The sequence below is a fragment of the Terriglobia bacterium genome, assembly GCA_020072565.1.
GTDB lineage: Bacteria > Acidobacteriota > UBA6911 > UBA6911 > UBA6911 > JAFNAG01.
The window spans coordinates 76,822-102,342 of record JAIQGI010000006.1 but is presented as its reverse complement, the minus strand read 5'-3'; the positions used below and the strand labels follow the sequence as shown (position 1 = coordinate 102,342).

Genomic DNA, 25,521 nt, shown 5'->3' with positions numbered 1-25,521 from the left:
GAGTCAGGAGCCAGCACGCAGACAGTGGGGCGCCTGCGGCGCGGCAAAGGCTCCTGCATGCCGACCAAGACCGAACGGTCGGCGTCGGTCGGCGTTTTTCCCCTCCAAAACTGAATTTTCGTCGCACATTCATGAATAATCCGGGTCAAGCGCCGCCTTTTCTTCTGACTCCTGGTTTCCTGTTACTTTCATTACCCCGGTTCCAGCGAACTGCCCGCTACTTTTGGAATGTGTTGGCGAACTGCAAGAAGACGGCTCCTTCGGAGACCACCTTTTCGCCCACTTTGAGCCCAGTCAAAACCTCGAACTCGCTGTCTCTCTGTGCTCCCGTGGTTATCTGGCGTTGTGCAAATCTGCCGCCGTCCGTCTGGACATAGACGAAGGGAAGGTTGCTGGCGTCGTAAAGAACCGCCGACGTCGGCACTGCCAGGATGTCCCGCTTTGTTCTCGTGTGAATGACGATGTCGACAAAGAGATCTTTCTTCAGGAGCCCCTTTGGATTCGCGGTTGCAATGCGAACCGGGGTGGTGCGGGTTGCGGGATCGACCATCGCTCCGATGTTGGAGATGACGCCGTGCAGAATTCCCGGAAGAGATGCGTTGCTCACCTCGACGGGATCGCCCAGGCGCAGGGACGTCAGGTCTTTCTCGTAGATGTGGCCCTGCACCCAGACTGTCGACGGATCGCTGATCAGGAAACAGGTGGTGGCGCCCGCCTGTATCAGCTGGCCCGGAAAAACAAGCTTTTGCACCACCATCCCTCTGATGGGAGAGCGCACGGCAAGCTCCGGATTGATCGGCACTCCCTGATGTTCCGCTGCATCGATCTCGTTCGAGGTGATTCCGAGTATTCGCAGAGCCTGCAGGGAGTTCTGGAGGTCGGTCGAAGCGTCGTTGTAGTCGGCCTGGGCGCTTTCGAGATCTTTTTGAGCTATGGCCCGGTGATCGAGCAGATCTTTGCTGCGATCCAGCGTGCGGGTCTGGAAGTCCATGCGGTTGCGGGCCTTTCGATAGGCAGCGATGGCATTGGTGATGTCGGGGCTGGAGACGGAAAGCAGCGGATCGTTTGCCTGCACGGAGGATCCGGTGTCGACCAGGATCCTGGTGATGGGTCCACTGACCTGCGCGATCGCTTGTGTAGTGTGGTCGGCGTCCCAGTCGACCGTCCCGGTAGTGTGCACCGTGATCGGCCAGTTCACTTTCCGCAGCGGATTGATTTGCAGGTGCGCCAGCTGATTTTCCGGCACCGTAAACAGGGTCGGCTGCGTGGTCTGATATTCCTGCGCTGCTGCGCTCGCCCTGGCGCCCGGACTGGAACAGGAACTGGAGCCCATTGCCATTGCCGGAGCAAGCGCCAGCAGCATCCAATTTCGAACCGGCCTTCGGATTCTCATTGCATCACCTTCCTTCCAACCGCAAGGTTGATTTGTTCAACGCTGACCATGAAGGCGGCCAGCGCCTGGCGGTAGGCAAGCTGCGTCGCCCGGTAACTCCGTTCGGCATCGAGCAGATCCAGCAGGCTCGCCGCGCCCCGCTGATATGCATAATTGCTGATTTCGCGGGATTGTGTCGCCTGGCTCAGATAGCCTGACTCATAGAGCGCGGCCACCTCTTCGCTGGTCTTATAGCCCGCGTAGCCGCTCCGGACATCGGTCAGAACGCCGACGCGCGTTGCCTCGGCGGCTTCCACCGCCTGGCCGGCGGCCGCCCGGCTGCGTGCGATTTCACCCTGATTCCGGTCGTGAATGGGAATCTCGATTGAAAGGCCGACTCCTATGCCGTTGATGGTGCCGTTTCGTTTGTATTCTGATTCCACAGTGAGGTCCCGGGCGCGGTTTCCGTAGGCCAGCGTCACCGCGTCATCAGCGAGCTTGACTGCGCTCTGCGCCGCCAGGAAATCCGGGCGCGAGAGCAGGGCCTCCTTTTCGAGATCTCCCTGGGCAATGTTGTACCTGGTGTGCTTGAGTTCTCCGTCGAGGTCGAAGTCCTCGGGGACGGTATCGTATCCGACCAGTTGCCGCAATGCGGCCTTGCCCTGCACCAGAGCCACCTGTGCCGCGGAAACGTCCTGCTCGAACTGAAGCTGTTGCAGCGTGATCTTCAGATAATCCGCCTCAGAAATATCCCCCGCCTGCATGCGTCGTCTGTTGATGTCCACTACCTGCGAGAAGTCTTTCAGGTCTTCCTGCGCGAAAGCGAGATTCGATTTGGCCAGCAGCACGTTTATGAACGCCTGGGCCACCTGAAATCTCAGCTGGCGTTCACTGTCGGCGATGGCCTTGATCGTGACGTCGGTCGTGTCTTCCGCGACCTGCACCCTTTTCAGCCTCTTTCCGCCGCGCTCAATGGTGTAGGTGACCGAGCTGGTGAACTCCTGGTTGGTTCTGAGGTTCTGCAAAGTGAGGTTGCTCGGACTGAAGATCTGAAAATCCTCATTCAGGTCGGTAAAAACGGGATTCGGTTTGAGTGCCGCGGTGATTTCATTGGCCTTGGCCTGGTCAATGGCAAGGCGTTGTGCGCGCAGAGATTGATTATGTTCGAGTGCCAGTCGGGTCGCGTCCTCCAGGGTGAGCCTCGATGCCGTTTGCGCGCTTCCTTGCGGAGGCGAAACCTGGTCGCATCGGGCCTCCCCGGCAGAGGCAGTCAAAACGAGGAAGATCGATAAGGCGGCGAACCCGATAGAGACTGAAGTCATGGAGGTTATCCTCGACTCAATAAATGCCGTCGCGTGGTCCATGCAGCACAGGGTAAATGGAAGCCGCGCGCGATGCAGGGCAGCTTGGGAAAGCTGCCGGGACCAAAAGCAAAAAGGGCTTAGATTGCGGAAGACAAGGGGGGACCACGCTTGGCGGTGGACTGGAAGAAGTCCGTGAGCGTCCTTATGGGAGCATGGATGAGAATCGCGGAGGGCGTAACCGTGCGTTCGACGGCCAATTCCACGGTTATGTGGCTCGGATAAAGTGTCTGGGACCAGAGGCAGGCCTGACAAACGGCGTTTCTTTGGTCGGGTGTCTGCTTCGGGTCGTGATCTGCCATCACCCCCGGCGCCACATACGCTGCCGCCGAATGCCAGCTATCTGCATACTGATCAAGACATACGTGACCCAGCGGGAGGCAGACGGCACAATAAAGGAAGCTCGCGATAACTGCCCATACGAGTGTAGCCTGACTTCTCATCTCGGACAGTGCCTCTCAGACCAATTCCCGGGCTGTTGGCCCACCCGCCCGCAACTCAGAATCAGCCAGACGGCACTGGGCCTCCCCAAGCCACCAGCTATTAAGTTGGAGGATCGGGAAAAAAGTTTCGCGGATACTTAAACAGGGATGCACTGGGACAACACACAGGCGAGACCCGGCAGATGTTTCGGAAATCCGGCGAGCAGGCCATAACGAGGAACCCACTGTGAGAAAAGCACCTTACGTCCACCCTCAAAATAGATTATCGTGCCCGGGCCTGATCTTCGATTCTGGGCGCAAACGGTCGCAATCGGCGACCGGCGGGGCGGCATCGGGTTGAGAGTGGCCATCTGCGGCACCACATTGACTTCCAGCCAAGGCTGCCCTATAAGGATCTCGACCTGCCGTCGTTCGGTACATCCGGCGGCCGGGGTGTGCTCCAAATCTCTGAGATGCCTGAGAAACCATGATTCCCTTCTATCTCAAGAAGTGGTATCTCGATCTCATCAGTGATGACGGCGTCATACTCTACATCTATTTCATTGCGGCCAGAATCGCCGGCATACGCTGGGGGAATGTCTCGGCGCACCTTACACCGGCGGACGGCAAATCAATTCGCTCTTCGATCAACCGCAGAGTCGCGCTGCTTGATTCGAGCCGAAGCGCCGCGTGTGGACGCAGCTTTTTAGCCAATGAGAGCGGTGGCTCACACGTCCATCTTGAACTCCCGCAACTCGAGATCGATCTCCGGTACCAATCAGCGGGGGAATCCTGGGCTCCCGGAGAGGACGGGGTGCTCTTGCGCAGGAACGGACAATGTCTCTCATGGAACGTGCCTGCGCCGGCGGCGGCCGCCGAAGGCGTGATTCGATCCGATCGGCAGGAGTGGCACGTGAGGGGAACGGGCTATCAGGATATAGTGGAGATGACGCTGCCACCCTGGCGGCTGCCGATTGCCGAACTCGCCTGGGGCCGCGCCCACTGCGGCGGCCACACGGTGGTGTTTGATCGCATGCGCATGATCGATGGCACCTGCCTCCAATTTGCCATGTTGCGGAGGGGGATTGCCGACCCTGCGACGGAGGAATTCCAGGAGTTTGCCATCGAACCTGATAAGAGTGATCCAATAACCGTACTCCGGCACGAGAGCTTCACGTTGCACCTCGCGCAGAGGCATATACTCGAACAAGGGGCGATTGCCGCCGGAGGGGAGATAAAATCCCGCTTGCTTGCGAAGTGTCTGGCAAGATCGTCGGGCAATCCCATCGAGAAGAAAATGGCCGCCGAAGCGGAATTGAGTATCGGCGGGGGCGTCTTCAGAGGCTGGGCAATTCATGAACGAGTTTCGTGGCGTTGGGCGTAGGCAGGAATTTTGAAAGACGGCGACATGTCGCATTCGGCTCTGCCGGCACAGAAGAGCGTGATAACCGGGCGCGCGGTGCGCACGGCTTTCACCATAGTTGCCTATGTCGCGGTCTTCTGGGTGCTGCTGCCTGTGCTTCTCTTCACGACAGGATTCCGGCTCGACGTGCTCTTGCCGGTTTCTCTGGCTGAGAACACGATCATGAGAGCCGTCGGCTGTTGCCTGGCCCTCTCCGGTTTCCTGCTTATGATCCTTGCCATGGCGCAGCTATGGTCGCGCGGTAAAGGGCTGCCGATTTCTCACTTGCCACCCACCAAATTCGTAACCGGCGGCTGCTACAGGTACCTGCGGCACCCGATCTATGTCGGCTACAATGCAGTGTTTGCCGGTGCGGCCCTCCTTATGAATTCCTTCTGGTCGCTCGCCTTCAGCGGTCCGCTTCTTTTGATCGGCTGGACCGCCTATGCGTTGTTCTATGAAGAGCCGCTTCTGATCGACCGGTTCGGCAGCCGCTACCGGGACTATCGTAGCGCCACGCCCATATGGCTGCCGAAGGCCCTATCGCGACCGGTTGCCCGGGTGACGCAGTCCGTCGTTGCCGGCCTTCTCCGATTACTCGGCAGACGAAATGTGCGGGACGGGGGGCGGCAGGCGGCGGATGAGAAAAAACAGGATGCAGGAGAGGATTCTCCAACACACACTTCGCGGTTTGAACCGCCTCGCGATGCAGCGGCAAGCAACGAGCGGGGATTTTACATCAAGTTGGGTCTTTTGCTGTACCTTCTGTGGATCATCGCGTTTGAAGCGATTGGCCGCTATACAGCGACGCTTCCAACCCACGATCTGACAGGTTCGCTGGATCGGATGATCCCCCTGATCCCGGCGTTTATCTGGCCCTATCTGTTTTGCTATGTTTTTCCCTTCCTGGTTGCTTTTATCGCGAGAGACTGGCATCGCGTCAATCGCGGGCTGCTGAGCCTGCTGTTTGCCAACCTGACAGCGTTCGTGGTGTACGCAGCTTTTCCGGTCGCGTTTCCCAAACCCGAACTCGGCAGGAGCATCTCCGAACGTGCTCTCGAGCTTGAATATGTGATCGATTTCCATCCCGGAGCCAACAATTTGCCAAGCCTGCACGTCATTTTCCCGTGGTTGGTCTACTTCATATGCAGGAAACAGGGGCTGACCAGGGTCGCTGATTTTTCATTGTTTCTTGCGGCCTCACTCATCACGCTGTCTACCGTGTTCGTGAAGCAGCATATCGTGGCAGATGTGGTTGCGGGAATCCTATGGGCAGTTGCTTCGTGGATCGTGGCAGGCTTTTTTTATCCCCGGTGGCTAGAAGCAGGCTCCGGGGCAGTGGTTGCATTCCGACGGATGGTGCACAAGTCGGCGCTGTTTGTCGTCATTGCCATCTTTCTAACGGCCTTTTTCGCGTTTCGACGATGAAGGGCATGATGCGCGACATCTCACCATGGAATCTTGAACGCCGTGGGCTGGAGCTGTTCTGGAACGGCTGCAGCCTGACCGCGCTCGCCCGAACGCACGGCACGCCTTTGTATGTTGTCAATGCGGCTCTCCTTGAACAATCTCATGAGGCCCTGCTGGGAGCCTTTCGGGCTGAAGGCCTCGAGGCCAGGCTCTTCTTTTCTTATAAAACCAATCCGGTTCCCGACCTTCTGCGATCTATCGCCGCATTGGGATGCGGCGCCGAGGTCATTTCGGAGTTCGAATTCTGGCTGGCCAGGGGGATCGGCGTCGCCGGCCGCAACATGATTGTGAATGGGTCGGTGAAATCGCCGGAACTTCTGCGTCAGGCGGTCCTGCAGGATGTGGCGCTGATCAATGTGGAGAGCGTGGAGGAGCTCCGCAGCCTGCGGCAGATTGCCGCTGGGCAGGAAAGACCCGTGAATGTAGGCCTGCGCATCAACCCCTGTCTGTCGAAGAGTCGTTTCGATTTCACCCTTTCCGCCGGCTCGCGGCAGAGCCACATCGGTTTTACCTCGGAGGCGGGCGACTGGAAAGAAGCCCTGCGCATTTTGCACGGGGACCCTTTGCTCAGGCTCAGGGGATTGCATTTTCACATCGGTTCGGGTGTACGCTCTGCCCGGCCTTATGAAGCAGCCCTGAAGACCGCCCTCAAAATGTGGATGGAGGTGAACGACAGAGGATTTCAGCCCGCGATCCTGGACATAGGCGGAGGCTTCAGCACGCCTACGCTTAAGGAGTTCGATCTGTGGGAAGCGATTCGCTTCTTCGGCTGGGGCCGCCCCCCCAGGCAGCCGGACAGATACACACAGGACACCCTTCTGAAGGAGATCGCCGGCGCGCTCTCGGCGACTCTGCACGGCTTCGCGCGCAGGCATGGAGTCGGTATGCCGGCCATTTATGTCGAGCCGGGGCGCGCGCTGGTGGCTTCCTCACAGCTTCTGCTCATGAAAGTCGTTCTTCTGAAAAAGAGGACGAACCGCACGGAGGTCGCTGTTTGTGATGCCGGCGCGATGAGTCTTTCGCCGCTCCTGCTCGGTGAGCGCCATGCAGTGCTGATTGCGAACAAGTCCGAAGGTGGGCGGACCGCAAGATACGACCTCGTGGGCAATCTTCCGGCACCGCTCGATCTGGTCGCCATGAAACAGGATCTCCCAGTCCTCGAGGCCGGCGATATCATCGCAGTCATGGATGCCGGCGCCTACTTCACGGCGCTCGGGAACAACTTTGCCGGGCCGCGACCCGCAATCGTGATGATCGAAAAAGGCATGCCGAGACTCGCGCGCAGGCGCGAGACGTTTGAAGATGTGGTGTCCAGAGATGTCTCGACGAGGATCGGCCGCGAACTGAACGAGGAGGCCCGATGAAGGCGATCTCCAAGCCGACCTTATCGTCCTGGCCCGATCTCACCCTGCGCGCGCGCCGGAGCCGCATCGCGCATCTGGGAAAGCTCATCGCCCTGCGTCACCGGGAGATCGCGCATGCCGTCACGGAGGAGACCGGAAGGCCGATCACGGAAGTAGTCAACCAGGAACTGACCGGTGCGCTGGAAATGCTGCGATTTTCCGCAAAAATGGCTCCACGCTGGCTTCGGGACGAGCGGTTCCGATATTGGCGTCCTGGATTTTGGGCAAAATCCAACACCGTTCGTTTCGAACCGCTGGGAGTCGTCCTTATAATCGGGCCGTCCAACTTTCCCTTCTCGCTTCCGGTCATGCAGGCGTGCGCAGCGCTGCTCTGCGGCAACTGCGTTGTCATAAAACCCTCCGAACGCTGCCCGCGAACCGGATCCTTGATAGGTGAACTGTTCGTGGCGGCCCGTCTTCCGGCAGGCGCCGTCGAAGTGGTTGAAGGCGGGCCTGACGTCGCGGAACGACTCATCGCGCGCACGGACGTTCAAAAGGTCATTTTCACCGGAGGCTGTGAAACCGGGCGCAAGGTTGCGGAAGCGTGCGCCCTTTATTTCAAGCCGTGCGTCCTTGAACTCGGCGGCGGCAGTTCGGCCATCATTTGCGCGGATGCCGACCTTTCTTTAGCCGCCCGGGGAATTGCCTGGAGCGCGTTCTATGCCGACGGGCGCAGCTGTGTCGGAACCAAGCGAGTCTTTGTTCACAAGAGTGTAAGCCGCATGTTTCTGGACCTGCTGACAAACGAGGTTGCCGCAATCAACGTCGGCGATCCGTGGGATCCGGCCACCGAAGTCGGCACTTTTTCAGGGGGCACGGCCGCCGCGAGGGCGCGTGAATTGCTCCGGGATGCGATCAGCAAGGGAGCGCGAGTCTGGTCGCCCGCGGGGCCACTCCGCGATCTCGACGCAGCCGGCTTCGGCGCGCCGTTCATCGTCGCGGCGGCGTCACCCGGCATGCGCGTCATGCAGGAAGAGCCTCAGTTGCCGTTGGTCGCCGTTCGCGAGGTGAGCGGTGATGAACAGGCCTTGCAGGAGGCAAATCAATCAGCCGCCGGACTGGGAGCATCGGTGTGGAGCAGGAACTTGAACCATGCCCGCCTCACGGCTCAAAAGATCCAGGCCGGAATGGTCTGGATCAACGACAGCAGCGTCGGCCTGCCCCAATTTCCGTGGGGCGGCAGGAAGCAAAGCGGTTGGGGAAGGATGTTTTCCCGCTACGGGCTGATCGAGCTCACAAACATCAAAGTGATCAGCGCCGAACGTCAAAGGCTGTCCAGGTCGAAGCTGTGGTGGTTTCCCTACTCCAGAAAAAAGCTCGACATTTTCGGCACGGTCAACGACTTGTACTCCAATTCCCGCAGAACAAAGACGTTGATGCGGCTTGTCCTCGCCCTTGCTGATCTCCGCCGTTTTGCACGCCACCCCCGGAAAAGCTGACGACCCAACCCACGTTTCAGTCTAGGAACTCGGCCAGCTTGCTGTGTTTGCGTTTCAGGGCGAGGATGTGGCGATCGTATCGATACAACCGCCGCATGGCCGCGATAATCAGCCACACGGCAAGGACCACAAGCGCCGCGGTCAGGAGGATGAGCGGGACCAGCAGATTCACGACTTTCAAGGCGTCGTAAAAGCGGGATGTGGCAATCAACACGCTCAATACCGACAGCGGCAGGGCGAGGATGGCGATGCCGGTGCGCAGGGTCGACAACGAGGTCCGCTTCTCCGACAGGAGCAGCTGGGCCTCGTTGAGGATCAGGTTGTCCAAATCCTCGTCCTGCTGGATTTCCGGTCTTGGTTTCATGTGCTGATCACAGTGCGGATTAGACTGCTACCTTCTGGAACCTCGCAGCCGGCGTTCCGCAAATCGGGCACGCCGAAGTCGGCTGGCCCACCTCAATATGACCGCAGACCGGACAAAGATAGAAACTGGTTTCGGCCAGATCCTTGCCCTGGGCTACGGCATCCAAGGCCACCTGGTAAAGCCGGGCATGGACGGCCTCGGCTTTCGCGGCAAATCCGAACATGCGCTTGGCCTTGTGGTCTTCGGCTTCCGCCTGCTTCAACATCGGCGGATACATTTCGGTGTATTCGTAGGTCTCCCCCGCGACGGCGGCGCGCAGGTTGTCGGCGGTGGAAGCGACGCCGCTCATGGCGTTCAGGTGCCCCAGCGCGTGAATGGTCTCGGCCTCGGCAGCCGTCCGGAACAGGCGCGCTACATTGATAAATCCTTCCTGTTCCGCTTTCCGGGCGAAAGCCAGATACTTCCGGTTCGCCTGACTCTCTCCTGCAAATGCATCCTTCAAATTGCTTTCGGTCGTGGCCATATTGAATCTCCAGAAATAAGCGAGTTGCTGTGCAACACACCCGCATTTTAAGAGACTTAGCCGGGAATTGCACGAATTTCACAAAGCAAATCGGCGTGGAGGCGGACAAAATACTCTGTGAACAATGCGCGATTCATGGCAAGTTGTATGTCGGGGGGCAACTCATTCCCGGATGGAGAAAGGGGGCATTCCTGTTTTCCTCCCCGCTCCCAGGATGGCTGCAAGAGAGACGATGGATAATCGGGATGTCCCTTTTTCACAAAGGGGGAATTATGAACAAGCGTGAACGCGTCGAGGCGGCACTGCGCGGTGCCGAGGTGGACCGGGTGCCGATCAGCTTCTGGGGCCACAGCTATCTCCGGGAGTGGAGCGCCGAGGAGCTGGCAGAAGCCATGCTCGAAAACTACCGCACTTACGATTGGGACTTCATGAAGGTGAATCCGCGCGCCAGCTATCATGTGGAAGACTGGGGCGCTGTGCTCGAACGCTCTCGAGATCCCGTCCACGGCCCAAAGTTCACGCAGGCGCCCGTGAGGTATCCGGAGGACTGGCGAAACCTGCGCCCGCTCGAGCCGGACCGCGGCGTCCTGGGTGAGCAGCTGGCTGCCTTGCGCTTGATCCGCGCCGGCCTGGAAGGCGACGCGCACTTTGTCCAGACGATCTTTTCTCCGCTCTCGGTAGCCGAATATCTGGCGGGACACCGCAGCGAACCTGTCAAAGAATCGATCGCCGGGCACCGCAAAGCAATCGAGGCGGCGCTGGATACGATTACGCGCGTTTTCGCCGAGTTCGCGCAGGCCTGCCTCGAAGCCGGGGCTAGCGGGATCTACTTCGCGACCACCGGCTGGGCCAGCCGCGACCGGCTGCGCGAGGATGAGTATCGCACCTTCGGGGTGCCGTACGATCTGCGCGTGCTCGAGGCGGTCGCCGGAAAAGCCCCTTTTCATGTATTGCACAACTGCGGCAGCAACATCCACTTCGATCTGCTGGCGGATTATCCCGTGGCAGCCATCAGCTGGGCTGCCACCCTGCCGGGCAACCCGACGCTGGCCGAGGGACAGCGGCGCACGCGCAAGGCCGTCATGGGCGGAGTCAGCGAAAAGACCACGCTGCCCGACGGCACACCGGAACAAGTAGCCGCCGAAGTGTCGAGAGCCATCGAGCAAACCGGCGGCCGGCGCGTGCTGGTAGCCCCCGGCTGCTCGATCCCGCCGCAAACCCCGCGCGCCAACCTCGAAGCCGCCGCCAAAGCCGCGCGGTGAAAAACCTCAACGCAGAGCAAGAAGGGCCTTTCGGTGATTGGTGCCGGACCGAAAGTCCCTTGGAGTGCGGCAGCTTGCTGCCCCTTCCGGATAAGCCGAACTCTCGTACACGACGCATTCCCCGGATGATGAAGGCGCAAGCAAGCCTGCGCGCTGCAGAGGCTTCGCCCACGCCAGCCTTAGGGATTGGCCAGGAATCCGGAGTCACGCCTGGAAGATCCAGTTTTGGGCTCCCATGACACCGGTGGAACAATACCGAAAGGAGAAATCTTTCAGGCCTTCGGTTGTCTTCCGATCTTGGTTGATCGGGAATCCCATGGGAGCTATTATAGCTTCATGAAAACGACGATTGATATTCCAGAGAATGAGCTAAGGGATGCTATCAAATACGCCAGGGCGAAGACCAAGCGCGACGCCGTTGTGACGGCCGTGGTGGACTACAATCGCCGGCAGCGCATGGCGGACTTGATAAAATACTCCGGCTCTTCGGACACTCTCATGAGCAATCCTGAGATCGAAGCTCTGGATGAAAATGATTCCCAAACCGATAAAAGCAAGCCGCGACGCCGGGGGCGCCGGTCATGAAGCTGGTGGACACATCGAGCTGGGTGCACCAGATCAGACGCCGGGGCGATCCGACCATCCGGGCGCGTGTGGAACAGCTGCTCCGCACCGGCGAGGCGGCCTGGTGCCCCATTGTGCGCCTTGAATTGTGGGCGGGCGTGGGGAGCGATACTGACCGGACACTGCTGCGCGATTACCAGCAGCGCGTCCCGGAAGTGTGCATTACGGACGAAGTCTGGCAGAAAGCCTGCGAACTGGCCGACCGCTGCCGTCGCGCCGGCAGGACCGCGCCGCCTCATGACATAGCGATCGCAGCCTGCGCCTGGCATCACGGCCTGGAAATCGAACACGATGACGCTCACTTTGATCTGCTGGCAGCCCTGCAGCCAAAACATCCATCTTCCCTGCGCCCTCAGCTTCCTCTGCGTTGAGGTTTAAAAAATCCTCTTTCTACTTTCCTGCCAGTTTATACGCCACTCCCAGCTGATCGAACAGGAAGGCATAGACATCAGCTTCCTGGCTGATTCTGTCGCTGAGGCCGGTGCCGATGCCGTGCCCGGCCTTCGGGTTGGTTCTCAGCAAGACCGGCAGTCCCGAGCTGGTCGCCGCCTGGAGGCGGGCGGTCATCTTGCGCGAGTTGGCCGGGTCCACACGCCCATCGTGATCGCCGGTCAGGAATATCACCGCAGGATAGGCCATGCCATCCTCTACATGGTGATACGGCGAGTAGGCATAGAGCGCCTTGAACTGCTCGCGGTCCTTGACGGTTCCATACTCCGTGACGTTGAAAACGCCGTTGGGGAAATTCTCGAATCGGAGCATGTCATAGATCCCCACATAGCTCACGGCCGCGCGAAAGAGTTCCGGGTGCTGGGTCAGCACTGCACCCATGAGGAGCCCGCCGTTGCTCCCGCCTTCGATGGCGAGGCGCGCCGGGTTCGTGTACTTCTTGTCGATCAGGAACCGGACGCATGCTGCGAAGTCGTCAAAGACATTCTGCTTTTTTGTGAGTTTTCCGGCCTCGTGCCACGCCTCGCCGAACTCCCCGCCGCCGCGCAGATTGGCAATGGCATAGATTCCTCCCTGCTCCAGCCAGACCCGCTTCACCGGGTCGAAAGAGGGCGACTCGCTGATCCCGAAGCCGCCGTAGCCGTAAAGGATCGTGGGATTCTGCCCGTTACGGGGAGTTCCTTTCTGCATCAGGATGTTTACCGGGACTTTGGTGCCGTCCCGGGAAGTGGCGAAGTCGCGGCTCACCTCAATATTACTCAAGTCCACTGATGAAGAGCTCGAAAGCGCCGTCTTCGTTGATTCCAGAGTCGCGGGATCATAGCGATACCATCCGGGAGGATCCACGTAGCTCTGCGCGCCATAGAGAATCTGATCGCCTTCAAGACGGAGCACACCGCTGACTGCGGAAACCGGCTTGAGAGGGATGGGTTGCTGCTCCTTGCCGGTAAGATCGAAGACGCGGATTCTGTGCGGCCCGCCCACGACATCGGTAACAAAGAGACGCGTCCTGGCCGGCACGAATCCGCTGATCGAAACGTCACTCTCGGATACGACAAGTTTAGCCTTGTCGAGTTTCGGGCTCGAAGGCTGGACCGCGAGAATCCTGCCGTTGGGCGTATCTTTCCTCGTGAGCAGGTAGAGCGCATTGTCGGGCCCGAACTGCGCCGAAACCACCTTATCCGGGAACTGCGTGATTTGCGCCCACTTGCCCGAGGGGGCCTTCAGATAATGGGCGAACTCTCCTCCATCCCCGTTCGCCACCGTGATGAGCACGTACTTACCATCTTCTGTCGAGGAGATTTTGCATTCGGCGATTTTCGGAAACTCCCTGCCGATCACGTAAACATCTTCGAAGGACGGGGTGCCGAGTCTGTGAAAATAGATCTGCTGGAAGAAGTTGATGTCTTCCGCAGGCCTCTCATTTCCCTGGGGGTAGCGGGTGTAATAAAAGCCGGTGGACTCGCGATTCCAATCGACATCGCCTCCTCCGGTAGGGAATTGAACCCGCGGCACGATATCCGCCAGTCTCCTTCCGCTCTCCACTTCAAACACGCTGACCGATCCATCCTCGCTCCCGTTCTCGGAGAGTGACACGGCGACCAGACGCCCATCGTGGGACGGGACGAACCAGTCGATCGCCGTAGTCCCCTTCGGATTCAACTCGTTTGGATCGACCACGACCCGCTCCGAGCCGGCATCCTCTGCTGACTGGAGCACAACCAGGAACGGCTGGTTTTTCGACGGTTGCGATTTCATCGCGAAGAGCTTCTTCTTGTAGACCAGTCCGTAGTAGCGAGTGCTCTCCTCTTCATGGATGCCCTTGAGGCGTCGGTATATCTGGTCCTGGAACGGGATCTGGTCAAGGTAGGCGCGCGAATATAAGTTCTGGGCATCGTTCCACGCCCGCACGGACGGATCGTCGAGATTGTCAAGCCAGCGATAGTTGTCGACGACCTTTATCCCGAAGTATTCCTCCGTCACTGGCTTTCTTTCGGTCGGCGGGAACGACGTCGGGCTCTTCAGGCAACCCGCGAAGATCACGGACATCGCGATTGCAATCGCGAGCGACAGAGCGTGCTCCGGCACATTCCAGGATGCGGGCATCGTGATTCCTCCAGTCAACGATATGGTCATCATCCGCTTATGTTACCTTACCTGGTATGGGCGCGAGTGACGTAATGACCAATGAGGTAGCCGAAGACGCTCCCGACCAGCACGTCGGAGGGAAAGTGCTGTCTGGATGTGAGGCGCGATACGCTGACCGCTACGGCCAACCCATAAGCGGTATATTTGACGACTGGTTTGTCGGGATATCGGGAAGCGAAGAAGGAGGCCAGTGCCCAGACGCTGATTGAGTGCCCGGAAGGAAAGGAACTCCCGCCGGCCCAGAACTTTCCTCGCGCGTCGTCCAGCCGAAGCCGGCCATTATCCTGAGTCGGCCGCTCGCGCTGGGTCGCAATTTTCAGCACCCCCTGTACGATTCCTGCATCCGCCAGCACTTCGAAGGAAAGCAACGCGGTCTCCCGCATGCCCTCGTTGCGGGTAAGCCGGGATACGCCGTAGAAGGCGCCGGCAAAGCCGATGGTGCTCGCCGGAGATCCCATGTACGAGATGTACCTGCTGGCATTGAAGCCCCCACCTGGCGGACGTTCGCTGATTTCACGGGCAGCGAATTTATCGGTTGCAATCAAAACAGCCGTTGCCCCAGCGAAGGGGAGAACAAAGCGCAGGCGCCTCGGCGCGCGCAACGGGGCAGTCCAGATCACCTTTTGATCGCACCAGAGATTTTTGAGGAAGGCTTTCTCCGAGACTACCCTGGGGCATGGGTTGGCATCTGCCGGCTTTTTCTCAGGCGGTTGCCAGTCGCTCTGCGGCACAGCCAGAGCGGCGTGCTCCGGCGCCTGGCCGAGACCTTCTTGAGCCCAAGCCGGCGCAATCATGATGAAGGCTGCGAGCACTGCTGCGATCGGGGTGCGAATCCCGAGTTTCAGGCGAGTTCCGGGCACTCCTGTTTTCATAAGAATCTACATCCCTTAGCCTGTTCGACCGGCCAATCGCATCAAATTACCATAATGCGGATGCAGTGTCGTACCTGCAATTTTCCAGAAATGCAATTCAGAGAACATCATGGTGACCGAAGGCGGGACGGCGAAGATTCTCGACTTTGGCCTGGCCAAGCTCATGGAATCCGCAGCAACTGCTGAATCCGCCGCTACGGCTACCGAGCGCACGGAGAATGGCGCGATTGTCGGGACGGTGGCTTACATGTCGCCGGAGCAGGCCGAGGCCAGGAAGATCGACACCCGCTCGGACATTTTCTCGTTTGGATCGGTGCTGTACGAAATGCTCACCGGTCGGCGCGCTTTCCAGGGAGAGACGAAGGCGTCTACCCTCGCCTCGATCATCCGCGAGGAGCCGCGGCCGCCCAGGGAACCGATCGAGGATTTGCCCCAGGAGATCGAGCGCGCCGTCATGCGCTGCCTGCGCAAGGATCCGCAGCGGCGCTGGCAGAACATGGCCGATCTGATGACCGTCCTGCAGGACCTGAAGGAGGAATCGGATTCCGGAAAACTCTCCGGCGCAGAGCGTCCGGCTCCGGTTCGCAGCGGTCGCCTGCTGCGGTAGAGGGTATTAATCTGTACCGGACAACCCTGTCGCCAGGCAAATGGAAATTCTCGGATCAGTCCCGGCAACTCACGTCGGGACCCGGGTTGCGGATCAGCGCTGCCATGGCGGCCGATGGGCATGTGCTATTCCCAAGCTGCAACATAGCAATGAACCTCGCCACCATGGCTCTCGATGCCAACGCGGGAAAGGTTTCCGGAGAGCCGCGCGTCATCACCCAGGATAGCAGCGATCGCGGAGGACGCCCGTTACCTGGGTTCGCCGAGATTTTCGCCGGACGGAAACCTGCTGTATTTTCTGTCTGAAAGGGATGGTCATTGCTGCGTCTGGGCACAGCGCCTGGACGCCAGGACCAAAAAACCCGTGGGTCAGCCCTTTGGCGTGGCTCACGAGCATCGGGCGCGCTACTCGATTCCTCTCTATGCACCGAAAGGGCCGAGGGCCATGGGGGTGGCGAAGGACAAGCTCATCTGGTATGTGGGGGACATGACCTCCAACATCTGGCTGATGCAGCTGCCAGCCAAATGAAACCATCGTAAAAGGACAGCTCTCGATCTCGCCGCAGGCTTCGTGAGTGCTCGCACACCACCTCCAGTTGGCGCTGGAGAGAAGCCGGAAAAACCTCACGATTGGGTTCGAGGATTGCGCTCACGTCATGAACGGAATTTCTGCAGACTCGTGGGGCGGGATTGTGTACACTTGGCTCCAATTCTCACTTCTCTGCGCGGAGGAATGACCATGAGACTCAGGTGCCACATCTTCGCAATCGTACTGGCGGTGCCGCTGCTGATCACCGCCGTTTCATTTGTTGCCGCCCAGCAGTACGACACCAGGCTCTTTGGTGAGATGCGCTGGCGCTCGATCGGCCCGTACCGGGGCGGACGCACCAAGGCCGTGGCCGGGGTTCCCAGCCAGCCGAACGTCTTCTATATCGGCGTCTGCAACGGCGGTGTCTGGAAAACGAACGACTATGGGCGAACCTGGAAGCCGATATTCGACGACCAACCGACCGGCTCGATCGGCTCGATTGCCGTCGCCCCCTCGGACCCGAACATCGTCTACGTCGGCAGCGGCGAGGGCTTGCCGCGGCCCGACCTCTCGACCGGCGACGGCATATATAAATCGACGGACGCCGGGAAGACGTGGACACATCTTGGCCTGCGCGACGGCCAGCAGATCCCGCAGATAGTCGTGGATCCGCGCAACCCGAACCGCGTTTTCGTCGCCGTTCTTGGGCATCCATATGGTCCGAATCAAGAACGCGGCATATTCCGCTCGATCGACGGCGGCCGGACGTTCGAAAGGGTCCTCTATAAGGACGAGAACACCGGCGCCTATGATGTCGATCTGGATCCATCCGATCCCAACATCATCTATTCGACGCTATGGGAGCAGCGGCAAGGTCCCTGGGAAGATGGCTCGTGGTCAGGCACCAACGGAGGCATCTTCAAATCAACCGACGGTGGCGCGACCTGGAAGCAGCTGACCAACGGCATAAGCGTCTCGCAAGCGGAATTGGCCATTGCGCCGAGCAATCCGAAGCGCATTTACGCCTCGGTGACCGCCCCGTCTGGCGGAGGTGGCCGTGGCGGCGGCGGGGGTGCAACCGGGATCGGCCCTGCTGGAGGACCGGCAACCCCAAGCGGCATTTATCGCTCAGATGACGCAGGCGAAACATGGGTGCGTGCCACGACCGATGGCCGTCCCGCTGCGCGCATCGGCGGCGGCGATCAGTCCGTACCCGCGGTCGATCCGAAGAATCCCGACATCGTCTATGTGGCGAGCACGGTGACCTGGAAATCGACCGACGGCGGCAAGACCTGGATCGGCTTCCGCGGCGCGCCCGGCGGCGACGACTACCAGCGCATCTGGATCAATCCGAACAACCCGGGTGTCATCCTCATCGCTGCGGACCAGGGTGCAATCATCACCGTCAACGGCGGCGAGACCTGGAGCTCATGGTACAACCAGCCGAGTGCGCAGTTGTACCACGTCGCTGCCGATAACGCTTTTCCGTACCGCCTCTGCAGCGGACAGCAGGAGAGCGGATCGGCCTGCGTGTCCAGCCGCGGCAATGACGGGCAGATCACCTTCCGCGAGTGGCATCCGGCGGGCGCTCAGGAGTATGCAACCGCCGCCCCCGATCCGCTCAATCTCGATATTGTCTATGGCGGCAGCAGGAGCGGCGTAACGCGCTACGACAGGCGTACAGGCCAGGTGCAATCCGTCGGACCTCCAGGCGTACGCGCAAGACGCACCGCGCCGGTGGTTTTCTCGCCGGTGGATCCTCACATCCTCTATTTTAGCGGGGACACACTGTGGAAGACCGGTGACGGCGGGCATTCATGGCAGCAGATCAGCCCCAACCTCGCGCGAAAAACCTGGGAAGTCCCGGCAAGCGTCGGCAAATATAGGGATAATGTGCAGCCGTCACAGAGCGGAGTCATCTATGCCGTGGCGCCATCGTACTTCGACGTCAATCGCATCTGGGTTGGAACCGACGATGGTCTCATTCATGTTACCGTGGATGGCGGTGTCAACTGGACGGATGTGACGCCGCCGGATCTCAAACCCTGGGCCAAGGTCTCGATCATGGACGCCGGCCGCTTCGATCCGCTGACTGCCTATGCGGCCATCAACACTATCCGATTGGACGACATGCGCCCGCATATCTACCGCACTCACGACGGCGGCAAGACCTGGACTCATATTACCAACGGCATCCCCGACGGGGGTACGGTCAATGTCGTGCGTGAGGATCCAAAACGCAAGGGCCTCCTGTATGCAGGAACAGAGCGCGAAGTCTACGTTTCCTTCGATGACGGCGACCACTGGCAGTCATTGAGGTTGAACATGGCGCCGTCGTCAGTCCGCGACCTGATCGTCAAGGATGACGATCTGGCGGTCGCGACTCACGGGCGTGGATTCTGGATCCTCGATGACATCACACCGTTGCGCCAGATCGATGCCAAGGTCGCAGTGGCGGATGCCTTCCTGTTCCGTCCGACAACCGCGATTCGGGTGCGCTGGAATATGAACACCGATACGCCGCTGCCGCCCGACGAGCCGGCCGGGCAGAATCCGCCCGAAGGGGCCATCATCAATTACTATCTGAAGTCGGCTTCCCTGGAGCCCATCACGCTCGAGCTCTTTGATGCCGCGGGCAAGTTCGTGCGCCGCTATTCCAGCACCGATCCGGCCGTAATGCCGGATAACGCGACTGCTTCGGTGCCGCTGTACTGGTACCGGCCGCCGCGGGTGCTGTCGGCGGAGGCCGGCATGCACCGATTCTTCTGGGATATGCGCTACCAGGCCCTGCCCGGCGGCGGTGGCGGACGCGGTGGCGGCCTTCCGATGCAGGCCATCGCTCACGACACGGCTCCGGCATCCAACGCTCCCTGGGTCGCGCCCGGGCAATACACCGTCAAGCTGACCGTCGGCGGCAAGACGTACTCGCAGCCGATCACGGTGAAAATGGATCCCCGCGTACGGCTGTCGGCCCTCGAGATCGCAAACATCGCATCGCTGTCGAAGCAGCTGTATGATGGCGTGCTCTACGCGCAGACGGCGCTGCCGCAGCTGCAATCGATGCGGGATCAGGTAAAATCGCTCCAGGAGAAGGCCGGCGGGCACGGCGCCGTGGTGAAGGCGCTGGACGCATTCGACCAGAAGGCAGTGGCACTCCAGGGTACGCCAAGCGGCGGCGGCCGCGGCGGTCGGGGTGCGGGGGCTGCGCCCCCTGAAGGATTTACCACAGCTACAGCATACCTCGGACCGGGTGCGAGAGGAGGCGCCGGCGGCACTCCTCCTCAGGCCGCCGCTGGCACTCCTCCCCAGGGTACTGCCGCGAGAGGTGCCGCCGGCACTGGAGCCGCCGGGGGCAGAGGGGCTGCCGGAGGCAGAGGTGCCGGCCCCGCCGGCCCGCCGGACACGCTGTCGGGCATCGGTCCGGCGCTCAGCTCGCTCATCAGCCCATTGCAGGCTGCCGAGGCCACGCCGACAGCCCAGACGCTGAATTCGATCAACACAGGTCTCAAGGCTCTTGCAGCCCTGAAAGCGCGCTGGACCGCGCTCAAGACCGTGGACCTCCCGGCCCTGAACGCCCAGCTAAAGCAGGCCAACCTCCCCCCGATCGAGGTCAAATAAGGGTCAGAGGCGGAAGCCGAAGACTTCAGGAAGGTGAACGGACTCCATCATTGAAAATGAAATGCCGTCGATCAGGTCAGCGTCTGTATATCATGAGCATTCCTGGCTCCTTGCCGGACAATCTGTTTGCCTCCGGCCGATGTTTTCCCCTCTGGCGATTTTGGCTTCTGCTTAGAACAGACGACAGCTTACGGGAATAATTAGCCCCATTGTGGGGGGCGCAACATCCCGGTCGCGCCGATCATCTCGCGCGCCGGCTCAAGAGATCCTGGGCTTGGCTGATCAAGAAGGTGTACTAAGCGGATTCTCTGGTTTGCCCGCTGCTCCGGCGCCCTTAAGATCATCAGCCTGATCGGCGACGGCCCGGTGATTGAAAGGATCCTGCGCCACCTGAAGCTGTGGCACCGGCCCGAGCGTCCGCCGCCGCGCCCCCTCCCCGTCTCCCCTCCTGGGGCCCCCTTTCAAGGACGCGGCAGCTGCTTCCCATCCGCAATCGGGGATATTTTCGAGATGCTTCCAGGCCAGGTGGACCATCCCAACCGACCCGCTCCAAAACAATTCCCTATCATTCGAGGGATAGGTCATAGCTGCGTATATTGATTCCGCTCGAGTAGCCGGGTTTCTCAAAAAGCAGGCGCGGCTTGCTGGCCGCGAAGCCGCCGCCCGCCTGGACATTCGCCGCCCACACTTGATCCTGCCATCGGTAGAAAAGCCGTTTGCCATTTCTGGACCACAGCGGCTGAACGCCACCGCGCGGTTGAAGTTTTTGTTGTATGCGCGTTTATTGTGAGCCTGCCCTTAGAACACACGGACTGGTGGCAGAGGCTTCTACTTTATCTTTTGGCGGGGGTTTACCTATTCGTATCCTTCCGCTGGTTTCATGAATAGGGATGCGAGTGGACCGCTCAGCATTTCGGCATCAACCGCCGAGTGGAGAACCTCGCCGATTGAGCGCCTGAGGTTGACCTGGGCCATTCCCAGGGCTCTCTTTTTCTTTCTTGAAACCGCATTAGCATCCTATAATAGCCGCACCACATTGCATCACACCCTGACGTGCCGTGCCAGAGGGCCACATGCCCGAGATCGGCAAGACACACGCTCCTCACCGACCAATAATTCACTTGGAGTTCATGCCATGAAGACAATCTATGCGGCAATCCTTTGTGTGTTGCTTTTGCTGCTTTCTGCTTGTGCTCAGAAGGTCAATGACCCTGCCGACATACAGGCGATTAAAGATACAGGGTCGGCATGGGACAAAGCCTATAATGCTGGGAACACCGAAGCCCTTGCATCGGGATACTATACGGACGATGCGGTCACAATGGATCCATACCAGCCTCCTAACGTGGGTAAAGAGGCCATTCGGTCTGCGCTCCAAAAAGCCTTCGACCAGTTCAGCGACGAGGGCCGCTCCGTTGTGGAAGATGTCCGCGTCTCGGGAGATTTAGCAGTCGCAAGGGGAACGACTGAAGGCAAGTCGAGCCTTAAGGCGGGTGGTTATTCCGCCCAATTTAAGTCCAAATGGATAACAGCTTTTCAGCGTCAACCGGACGGATCTTGGAAAGCCTTCTGCGATATTTACAACAGCGACCTGCCCATAGCTGACTCTCTAACCCCGGGGGTGGAAGAGCAGGCTCTCATGCAAATCGAACGTGATTGGGCGGCAGCGAACGCGAAAAACGACTCGGCGGCGATTGACAAGATACTCGCTGCTGAATATGCGAACAACACCGATGGACTGATTACGACCAAGAAACAGGCTTTGGCAAACATGAGAAACGGTGCATCCAAGGTCGCATCCGCAGCTGCTGGCGAAATGAAAGTGCTGGTTTTTGGTGAAACAGCGGTTGTCCATGGCCTGTGGAATGAGAAAAGTACCCTCAATGGCAAGGACACAAGCGGCACCTACCGCTATACCGACACTTTTATTAAGCGCGATGGGCGCTGGCAGGCCGCAACGACTTATTCAACGAAGATGCAGTAGTCTCAGATCAGCCTCAGATTGGCGCTCTATCTGAGGATTCATGCCTACGTTGACGTTTTTTTTGCGTTTCACTGACTTACCGGATTCGCTGAGAGGCAATAGTAGGCACTGCAAATCCGTCTGTTGGTTTCCTTCCATCCTTCAAGGAGGACTTTATGAAACGAATCCTCATTACTGTTGTGTTGGTGATGTTGCTCGGTGCAGTTGCATCGCAGGCACAGGCTCCAGCTCCGAAACCCGGACCGGAGCAGAAGAAGCTGGAAATCTGGGTCGGGGATTGGACCTATGAGGGGGAGTACTATGCGACTCCATACGGACCCGCTGGAAAGTGCACCGGAAAACTGAGCGTCAGACCAATACTAGGCGGCTATTTCGTTGAGTTTCGATCAGAGGAGAAAGGAACCGCAGGAACCGTACAATACCATGAGATCGATGGTTACGATCCGGTGGCCAAGAACTACACCTGGATCGGTTTTGACAGCAATGGTAGCAGCCAAGCGGTCACATATACCTTCGCAGGCAACACGGTGACCTACTCGGGAACCCAGATCATCGGAGCGAAGCAGTACAGAATCAGAGGCACTATTGTATTCGCCCCTGACTTAATGAGTGATGTCTCAAAGAACGAGATATCTGTCGATGGCAAGACGTGGACGCCGATTTTTGAGGGCAAGTTTACGAAGGCGAAATCATCGCCGAAGTAGGAGCTCGGTGCAGGGGATCTGGCCGGGTTGGAAGCTGTCTCAACTCAGCCGCTCCATACAGACGAGATTCTCGACCTGGCAATGCAGATTGCGGATGGATTGGACGCCGCCCACGCCGAGCGACTTATTCATCGGGATATTAAACCAGCCAATATCTTTGTCACGAAGCGGGGCCGGGAAGACCGCGAAGCGATTGCGCCAGTTGCTGCAGCGTCCCTATAGTCGCCGCCGAAGGTGTTTCTGCCCTTCATGCCATCAGAAGCGCGCCCTGCTCTTTGCCGAGCACGTCGACGAAGACCTTTTGGGCGATCTCCCCGTACGCCAGTACGTCGTCACGATTCCCAAAATGCTGCGCCTCTGCTTCAAGTACGACCGCAAGCTGCTCGGCCTGTTGAGCCAGTGTTTCTACGCCTCGGTCAAGGAGCTCTTTCAGGATGCAGCCGGCGATCGCCGCTCGCTGCCCGGCATGATCGCCTCGTTGCAGAGCTACGGTGACGATCCCACACGGTTTCATCCTCATCTTCATAGTCTGGTCACGGATGGACTGGTTTTGCCCGAATGACACTGAGGTTATTGACTTCGACGGCCTCCGCCCATTGATAGATCCGAGAGCTTGAGACTCCCAGGAGCCTTCCTTCTTCCATGAATCGCGACGGTTCAACCCCAGGGGTCGCGGCATTAAGGAAAGGTATGAGTTGAAGAAGGTGCCGATGGGGAGGGGGAGCGGTTTCCGATGTCGGAAACCGCTCCCCCCCGATTTCGGGTTTCAGGTCAATGCCAGGTGCGCCAGCCCCTTCCCAGCGGCACTCCGGGAGAATTCCGGACGCTTTCCTCCGTGCTCCGCGACAACCGGATACGACCCTCTTGCTTGTCTTACGGCTCGGCCTTTTTCCGATTTTTCGGCTGCTTGGCCAAAGATGGTCCTGCGCCGTCGTGTCTGAGAGCGATGACGATTAAGGGTAGATCCTCGACCCGTGCCTCAACGATATGTTTTAAGGCATCTGCGAGATTTGGCCCTCTGTCAGTCAAGAAGACTCCCAATTGGTCATCGGGAACGATAAGAATGCCGACATCAATCTTACCGTCGACAACACTCTTTCTCAGATGGATCAGGTCGACAACTACCAGATCACTTCTTGCTGAGAACTGAACTTCCACCCCAACACAAACCTTGGCTCCATTGATCTCCAGGCACTTTGTCCAATCCACACCGCCTGTCTGCTTCTTGGTCCAGCCGCCGGCTCGCTCAAATTGTGCATCAATCAACTTTCTAACCGCAGCGCCACCATTAGCGTCACGTTCTTCCTTGACCAGGAGGGTAAAATCGGTAAGAAGCGAGCGCACTTGATCAAGAATAGGATTGAGGCCAAGCCGTTCGATTCGCTCCAATGCTCCGTCGTATGGGATCTCGTTCATTATTCTTGGCATAATCGCGGGACGTTCCTGATTCGGCCTGATTCACGGCAACGCTTCGTAGCCGGTACATGCGGTGACTAAGAGATCCTTCGCGCAACAAGCGTTTGAGAGGGTTCAACAAAGATGTCCACCAGCCTGGAGTTTGGCTGGAGTCCTTCAAAAGGGAGGCGCTCACAAAATCGCTCTCGAATCGGCGTGCAGTCGCCGATCTCAGACCCCACCCAAAGGCGGCCGTTTTTCTCGGCTTCCTCGAAGGTGGAGCCTCCTCCTCCAAAAGGATCGCATACGATGTCCCCCTCGCTACTGGCAATCAGGATGGCGCGGCGAGGGATGAGGGGCTTGAGCTCATTGGAAGCGCGCTTCTTGAACTTCGAATGCCTTACAGGCGAAGTGTCATCCCAGAAGTCAGTGAGATTGAGGCCGGCCGGATTCAGTTTGTCGCGATGCCCGCCGTAGTCTCTTAGGTCTTTTCCGCAATGTCTACAGCTGGGCACCGGAACACGGAGCCGGTTGAATTTGAAACTCTTCCCTTTGACGTAGTACAACAATCCATAATGTGCCGGGTAAAGGCGGTTGCCCCTGGGATAGTTGTTCTTCATCGTGATGGCAATCCAATGGCGAAATTCTAATAACTCATTCAAATAGGCACCGATCGGAATCAGCCATTTAGGAATGTTGTAGACGAACAGGCTACCACCGGGCTTCAATACTCTTACACACTCCGCGAGCCATGTCTTTGACCATTCCAAATAGTGCTTATCCGGTTGAGCATCGTGAAACCTGGAGGTTCCATAGTCCTTTCCCAGATTAAAGGGAGGATCCGCGAAGATGAGATCCACGCTCTCGCTTCGAATTCCTGAGAAGAGGAGCATGCAGTCACAATTGAAAAGCACACCGCTTGCAGTCATCAATTCCGGAATCAGGGTCAGCCGCTCGGCCGTTTCCCGGATTACACTGATGCCAAATCTGTCATTCGATCTGAATCTCATAGAATGGGATTATGCCCCACCACGCATGGGAAACCACAACAATAATGATGAAATGCGGGACAAAAACCTGAAAATCATGGATGTCCCAGCTGTTTGTTGTTTTCCGTTGCTATCAGCAGATCAGGCTGTCAGATCGTCAAACGGATGCCCCCGTTTTTCTCCGTACCTTAATCGGGGAGCACGCGGAATCCATACTGAACGAAGTGTCGATCAAAGCCAAATGCTTCGCGGATGCCAAAGGACTCCATCATCGAAAACGAAATGCAGTCGATCAGGTCGTAATCTTTATCGCGATGGCGAGAGAACAGGCTCCAGGCTTCCTCGCGCATGATTGGTGTGGCTTCTTCGATTCGGATTGAGGGGCTGGTCCGCAATCCGTGTCCAAAGGTAACTGCGACCTCTTTACCAAGCCGCTTGGTCAGCAAGGACATTGTTTCCGCAAATATAAAGTCCGTTGTCAGCATGACAGCGTTGAATCCCTCGAGGAAATGCGCCGCACGGCTGTGTGCCGGGTCACGTCGGTCCGCCAACGCATAAAACGCACCCGTGTCCACGAAGACAAG

General features: G+C 58.8%; 22 protein-coding genes and 1 pseudogene. 13 read left to right on the top strand and 10 right to left on the bottom strand.

Annotation, left to right across the window (positions count from 1 at the left end; genetic code table 11):
• Positions 1-217 precede the first annotated feature (217 nt).
• Both LAP85_05245 and LAP85_05240 read right to left on the bottom strand, forming a co-directional pair.
• Entirely contained in the window at positions 218-1,393 is a 1,176-nt protein-coding gene (locus LAP85_05245) for an efflux RND transporter periplasmic adaptor subunit (GenBank protein ID MBZ5495786.1), read from the bottom strand.
• Complete coding sequence (locus tag LAP85_05240) at positions 1,390-2,694, bottom strand: TolC family protein (GenBank protein MBZ5495785.1); 1,305 nt, start codon at positions 2,692-2,694, stop codon at positions 1,390-1,392. The genes LAP85_05245 and LAP85_05240 overlap by 4 nt, the downstream gene beginning before the upstream one ends.
• A 948-nt stretch (positions 2,695-3,642) precedes the next feature.
• Here LAP85_05240 and LAP85_05235 point away from each other — a divergent pair.
• Genes LAP85_05235 through LAP85_05220 form a run of 4 tightly spaced genes read left to right on the top strand, consistent with a single transcriptional unit; the run spans position 3,643 to position 8,869 of the window.
• Complete coding sequence (locus LAP85_05235) at positions 3,643-4,539, top strand: hypothetical protein (GenBank protein MBZ5495784.1); 897 nt, start codon at positions 3,643-3,645, stop codon at positions 4,537-4,539.
• Between the two features lie 24 nt (positions 4,540-4,563).
• Positions 4,564-5,985, top strand: a complete 1,422-nt coding sequence (locus LAP85_05230) for a phosphatase PAP2 family protein (protein MBZ5495783.1) — start codon at positions 4,564-4,566, stop codon at positions 5,983-5,985.
• Between the two features lie 5 nt (positions 5,986-5,990).
• On the top strand, positions 5,991-7,391 hold the full coding sequence (locus tag LAP85_05225) for a hypothetical protein (GenBank protein MBZ5495782.1): 1,401 nt from the start codon (positions 5,991-5,993) through the stop codon (positions 7,389-7,391).
• Complete coding sequence (locus LAP85_05220) at positions 7,388-8,869, top strand: aldehyde dehydrogenase family protein (GenBank protein ID MBZ5495781.1); 1,482 nt, start codon at positions 7,388-7,390, stop codon at positions 8,867-8,869. The genes LAP85_05225 and LAP85_05220 overlap by 4 nt, the downstream gene beginning before the upstream one ends.
• Positions 8,870-8,885: 16 nt before the next feature.
• On the opposite strand, the gene LAP85_05215 is transcribed toward LAP85_05220, so the two are convergent.
• Positions 8,886-9,233 (bottom strand): hypothetical protein, encoded by a 348-nt coding sequence (locus LAP85_05215; GenBank protein MBZ5495780.1) that lies wholly within the window; start codon positions 9,231-9,233, stop codon positions 8,886-8,888.
• 19 nt (positions 9,234-9,252) lie between these two features.
• A complete protein-coding gene (locus tag LAP85_05210) occupies positions 9,253-9,756 on the bottom strand; it encodes a rubrerythrin family protein (protein ID MBZ5495779.1) in 504 nt (167 codons plus the stop codon).
• 272 nt (positions 9,757-10,028) lie between these two features.
• Here LAP85_05210 and LAP85_05205 point away from each other — a divergent pair, with 272 nt between their 5' ends.
• The 3 genes from LAP85_05205 to LAP85_05195 all read left to right on the top strand — a co-directional run bounded on the left by LAP85_05205 (position 10,029) and on the right by LAP85_05195 (position 12,013).
• On the top strand, positions 10,029-11,018 hold the full coding sequence (locus LAP85_05205; GenBank protein MBZ5495778.1) for a uroporphyrinogen decarboxylase: 990 nt from the start codon (positions 10,029-10,031) through the stop codon (positions 11,016-11,018).
• Positions 11,019-11,354: 336 nt separating this feature from the next.
• Positions 11,355-11,603, top strand: a complete 249-nt coding sequence (locus tag LAP85_05200; protein ID MBZ5495777.1) for a type II toxin-antitoxin system VapB family antitoxin — start codon at positions 11,355-11,357, stop codon at positions 11,601-11,603.
• Positions 11,600-12,013 (top strand): PIN domain-containing protein, encoded by a 414-nt coding sequence (locus LAP85_05195; protein ID MBZ5495776.1) that lies wholly within the window; start codon positions 11,600-11,602, stop codon positions 12,011-12,013. Before LAP85_05200 ends, LAP85_05195 begins: the two co-directional genes overlap by 4 nt.
• Before the next feature lie 19 nt (positions 12,014-12,032).
• Here LAP85_05195 and LAP85_05190 read toward each other — a convergent pair whose 3' ends face one another.
• Positions 12,033-14,141 carry a prolyl oligopeptidase family serine peptidase gene (locus LAP85_05190; protein MBZ5495775.1) on the bottom strand — a complete coding sequence of 703 codons (2,109 nt, stop codon included), beginning with the start codon at positions 14,139-14,141 and terminating at the stop codon, positions 12,033-12,035.
• 104 nt (positions 14,142-14,245) lie between these two features.
• The gene (locus LAP85_05185) at positions 14,246-15,112 is read right to left on the bottom strand and encodes a phosphatase PAP2 family protein (GenBank protein ID MBZ5495774.1); all 867 of its coding nucleotides are present in this window, start codon (positions 15,110-15,112) and stop codon (positions 14,246-14,248) included.
• Positions 15,113-15,221: 109 nt separating this feature from the next.
• Here LAP85_05185 and LAP85_05180 point away from each other — a divergent pair, with 109 nt between their 5' ends.
• The 6 genes and pseudogenes from LAP85_05180 to LAP85_05155 all read left to right on the top strand — a co-directional run bounded on the left by LAP85_05180 (position 15,222) and on the right by LAP85_05155 (position 22,775).
• Positions 15,222-15,719: a protein kinase gene (locus LAP85_05180; GenBank protein ID MBZ5495773.1), complete on the top strand. Its 498-nt coding sequence runs from the start codon at positions 15,222-15,224 to the stop codon at positions 15,717-15,719.
• A 174-nt stretch (positions 15,720-15,893) separates the two neighbouring features.
• Entirely contained in the window at positions 15,894-16,247 is a 354-nt protein-coding gene (locus tag LAP85_05175; protein ID MBZ5495772.1) for a hypothetical protein, read from the top strand.
• A gap of 318 nt (positions 16,248-16,565) precedes the next feature.
• Positions 16,566-19,265, top strand: a pseudogene (locus tag LAP85_05170) (glycoside hydrolase).
• Positions 19,266-21,000: 1,735 nt separating this feature from the next.
• Positions 21,001-21,849: an SgcJ/EcaC family oxidoreductase gene (locus LAP85_05165; GenBank protein ID MBZ5495771.1), complete on the top strand. Its 849-nt coding sequence runs from the start codon at positions 21,001-21,003 to the stop codon at positions 21,847-21,849.
• A 155-nt stretch (positions 21,850-22,004) separates the two neighbouring features.
• Positions 22,005-22,553, top strand: a complete 549-nt coding sequence (locus LAP85_05160) for a DUF1579 domain-containing protein (GenBank protein ID MBZ5495770.1) — start codon at positions 22,005-22,007, stop codon at positions 22,551-22,553.
• An 18-nt stretch (positions 22,554-22,571) separates the two neighbouring features.
• Positions 22,572-22,775, top strand: coding sequence for a protein kinase (locus tag LAP85_05155; GenBank protein MBZ5495769.1), 204 nt, complete (start codon positions 22,572-22,574; stop codon positions 22,773-22,775).
• A gap of 25 nt (positions 22,776-22,800) precedes the next feature.
• Here LAP85_05155 and LAP85_05150 read toward each other — a convergent pair whose 3' ends face one another.
• The 4 genes from LAP85_05150 to LAP85_05135 form a co-directional block, all read right to left on the bottom strand.
• Positions 22,801-23,067 carry a hypothetical protein gene (locus tag LAP85_05150; GenBank protein ID MBZ5495768.1) on the bottom strand — a complete coding sequence of 89 codons (267 nt, stop codon included), beginning with the start codon at positions 23,065-23,067 and terminating at the stop codon, positions 22,801-22,803.
• 359 nt (positions 23,068-23,426) lie between these two features.
• Positions 23,427-23,969, bottom strand: a complete 543-nt coding sequence (locus LAP85_05145) for a hypothetical protein (GenBank protein MBZ5495767.1) — start codon at positions 23,967-23,969, stop codon at positions 23,427-23,429.
• A gap of 77 nt (positions 23,970-24,046) precedes the next feature.
• Positions 24,047-24,958 (bottom strand): site-specific DNA-methyltransferase, encoded by a 912-nt coding sequence (locus LAP85_05140; protein ID MBZ5495766.1) that lies wholly within the window; start codon positions 24,956-24,958, stop codon positions 24,047-24,049.
• A gap of 167 nt (positions 24,959-25,125) precedes the next feature.
• A complete protein-coding gene (locus tag LAP85_05135; protein MBZ5495765.1) occupies positions 25,126-25,512 on the bottom strand; it encodes a PIN domain-containing protein in 387 nt (128 codons plus the stop codon).
• Positions 25,513-25,521: the final 9 nt, after the last annotated feature.

Excerpts from the sequence above, each read along its gene's own strand:
- LAP85_05195 (MBZ5495776.1), top strand. The coding sequence starts at position 11,600 with ATGAAGCTGGTGGACACATCGAGCTGGGTGCACCAGATCAGACGCCGG.
- LAP85_05220 (MBZ5495781.1), top strand. The coding sequence starts at position 7,388 with ATGAAGGCGATCTCCAAGCCGACCTTATCGTCCTGGCCCGATCTCACC.
- LAP85_05165 (MBZ5495771.1), top strand. The coding sequence starts at position 21,001 with ATGAAGACAATCTATGCGGCAATCCTTTGTGTGTTGCTTTTGCTGCTT.
- LAP85_05240 (MBZ5495785.1), bottom strand. The coding sequence starts at position 2,694 with ATGACTTCAGTCTCTATCGGGTTCGCCGCCTTATCGATCTTCCTCGTT.
- LAP85_05235 (MBZ5495784.1), top strand. The coding sequence starts at position 3,643 with ATGATTCCCTTCTATCTCAAGAAGTGGTATCTCGATCTCATCAGTGAT.
- LAP85_05140 (MBZ5495766.1), bottom strand. The coding sequence starts at position 24,958 with ATGAGATTCAGATCGAATGACAGATTTGGCATCAGTGTAATCCGGGAA.
- LAP85_05180 (MBZ5495773.1), top strand. The coding sequence starts at position 15,222 with ATGGTGACCGAAGGCGGGACGGCGAAGATTCTCGACTTTGGCCTGGCC.
- LAP85_05185 (MBZ5495774.1), bottom strand. The coding sequence starts at position 15,112 with ATGAAAACAGGAGTGCCCGGAACTCGCCTGAAACTCGGGATTCGCACC.
- LAP85_05215 (MBZ5495780.1), bottom strand. The coding sequence starts at position 9,233 with ATGAAACCAAGACCGGAAATCCAGCAGGACGAGGATTTGGACAACCTG.
- LAP85_05245 (MBZ5495786.1), bottom strand. The coding sequence starts at position 1,393 with ATGAGAATCCGAAGGCCGGTTCGAAATTGGATGCTGCTGGCGCTTGCT.
- LAP85_05225 (MBZ5495782.1), top strand. The coding sequence starts at position 5,991 with ATGATGCGCGACATCTCACCATGGAATCTTGAACGCCGTGGGCTGGAG.
- LAP85_05210 (MBZ5495779.1), bottom strand. The coding sequence starts at position 9,756 with ATGGCCACGACCGAAAGCAATTTGAAGGATGCATTTGCAGGAGAGAGT.
- LAP85_05205 (MBZ5495778.1), top strand. The coding sequence starts at position 10,029 with ATGAACAAGCGTGAACGCGTCGAGGCGGCACTGCGCGGTGCCGAGGTG.
- LAP85_05150 (MBZ5495768.1), bottom strand. The coding sequence starts at position 23,067 with ATGAAACCGTGTGGGATCGTCACCGTAGCTCTGCAACGAGGCGATCAT.
- LAP85_05145 (MBZ5495767.1), bottom strand. The coding sequence starts at position 23,969 with ATGAACGAGATCCCATACGACGGAGCATTGGAGCGAATCGAACGGCTT.
- LAP85_05200 (MBZ5495777.1), top strand. The coding sequence starts at position 11,355 with ATGAAAACGACGATTGATATTCCAGAGAATGAGCTAAGGGATGCTATC.
- LAP85_05175 (MBZ5495772.1), top strand. The coding sequence starts at position 15,894 with ATGCCAACGCGGGAAAGGTTTCCGGAGAGCCGCGCGTCATCACCCAGG.
- LAP85_05190 (MBZ5495775.1), bottom strand. The coding sequence starts at position 14,141 with ATGTCCGTGATCTTCGCGGGTTGCCTGAAGAGCCCGACGTCGTTCCCG.
- LAP85_05160 (MBZ5495770.1), top strand. The coding sequence starts at position 22,005 with ATGAAACGAATCCTCATTACTGTTGTGTTGGTGATGTTGCTCGGTGCA.
- LAP85_05230 (MBZ5495783.1), top strand. The coding sequence starts at position 4,564 with ATGTCGCATTCGGCTCTGCCGGCACAGAAGAGCGTGATAACCGGGCGC.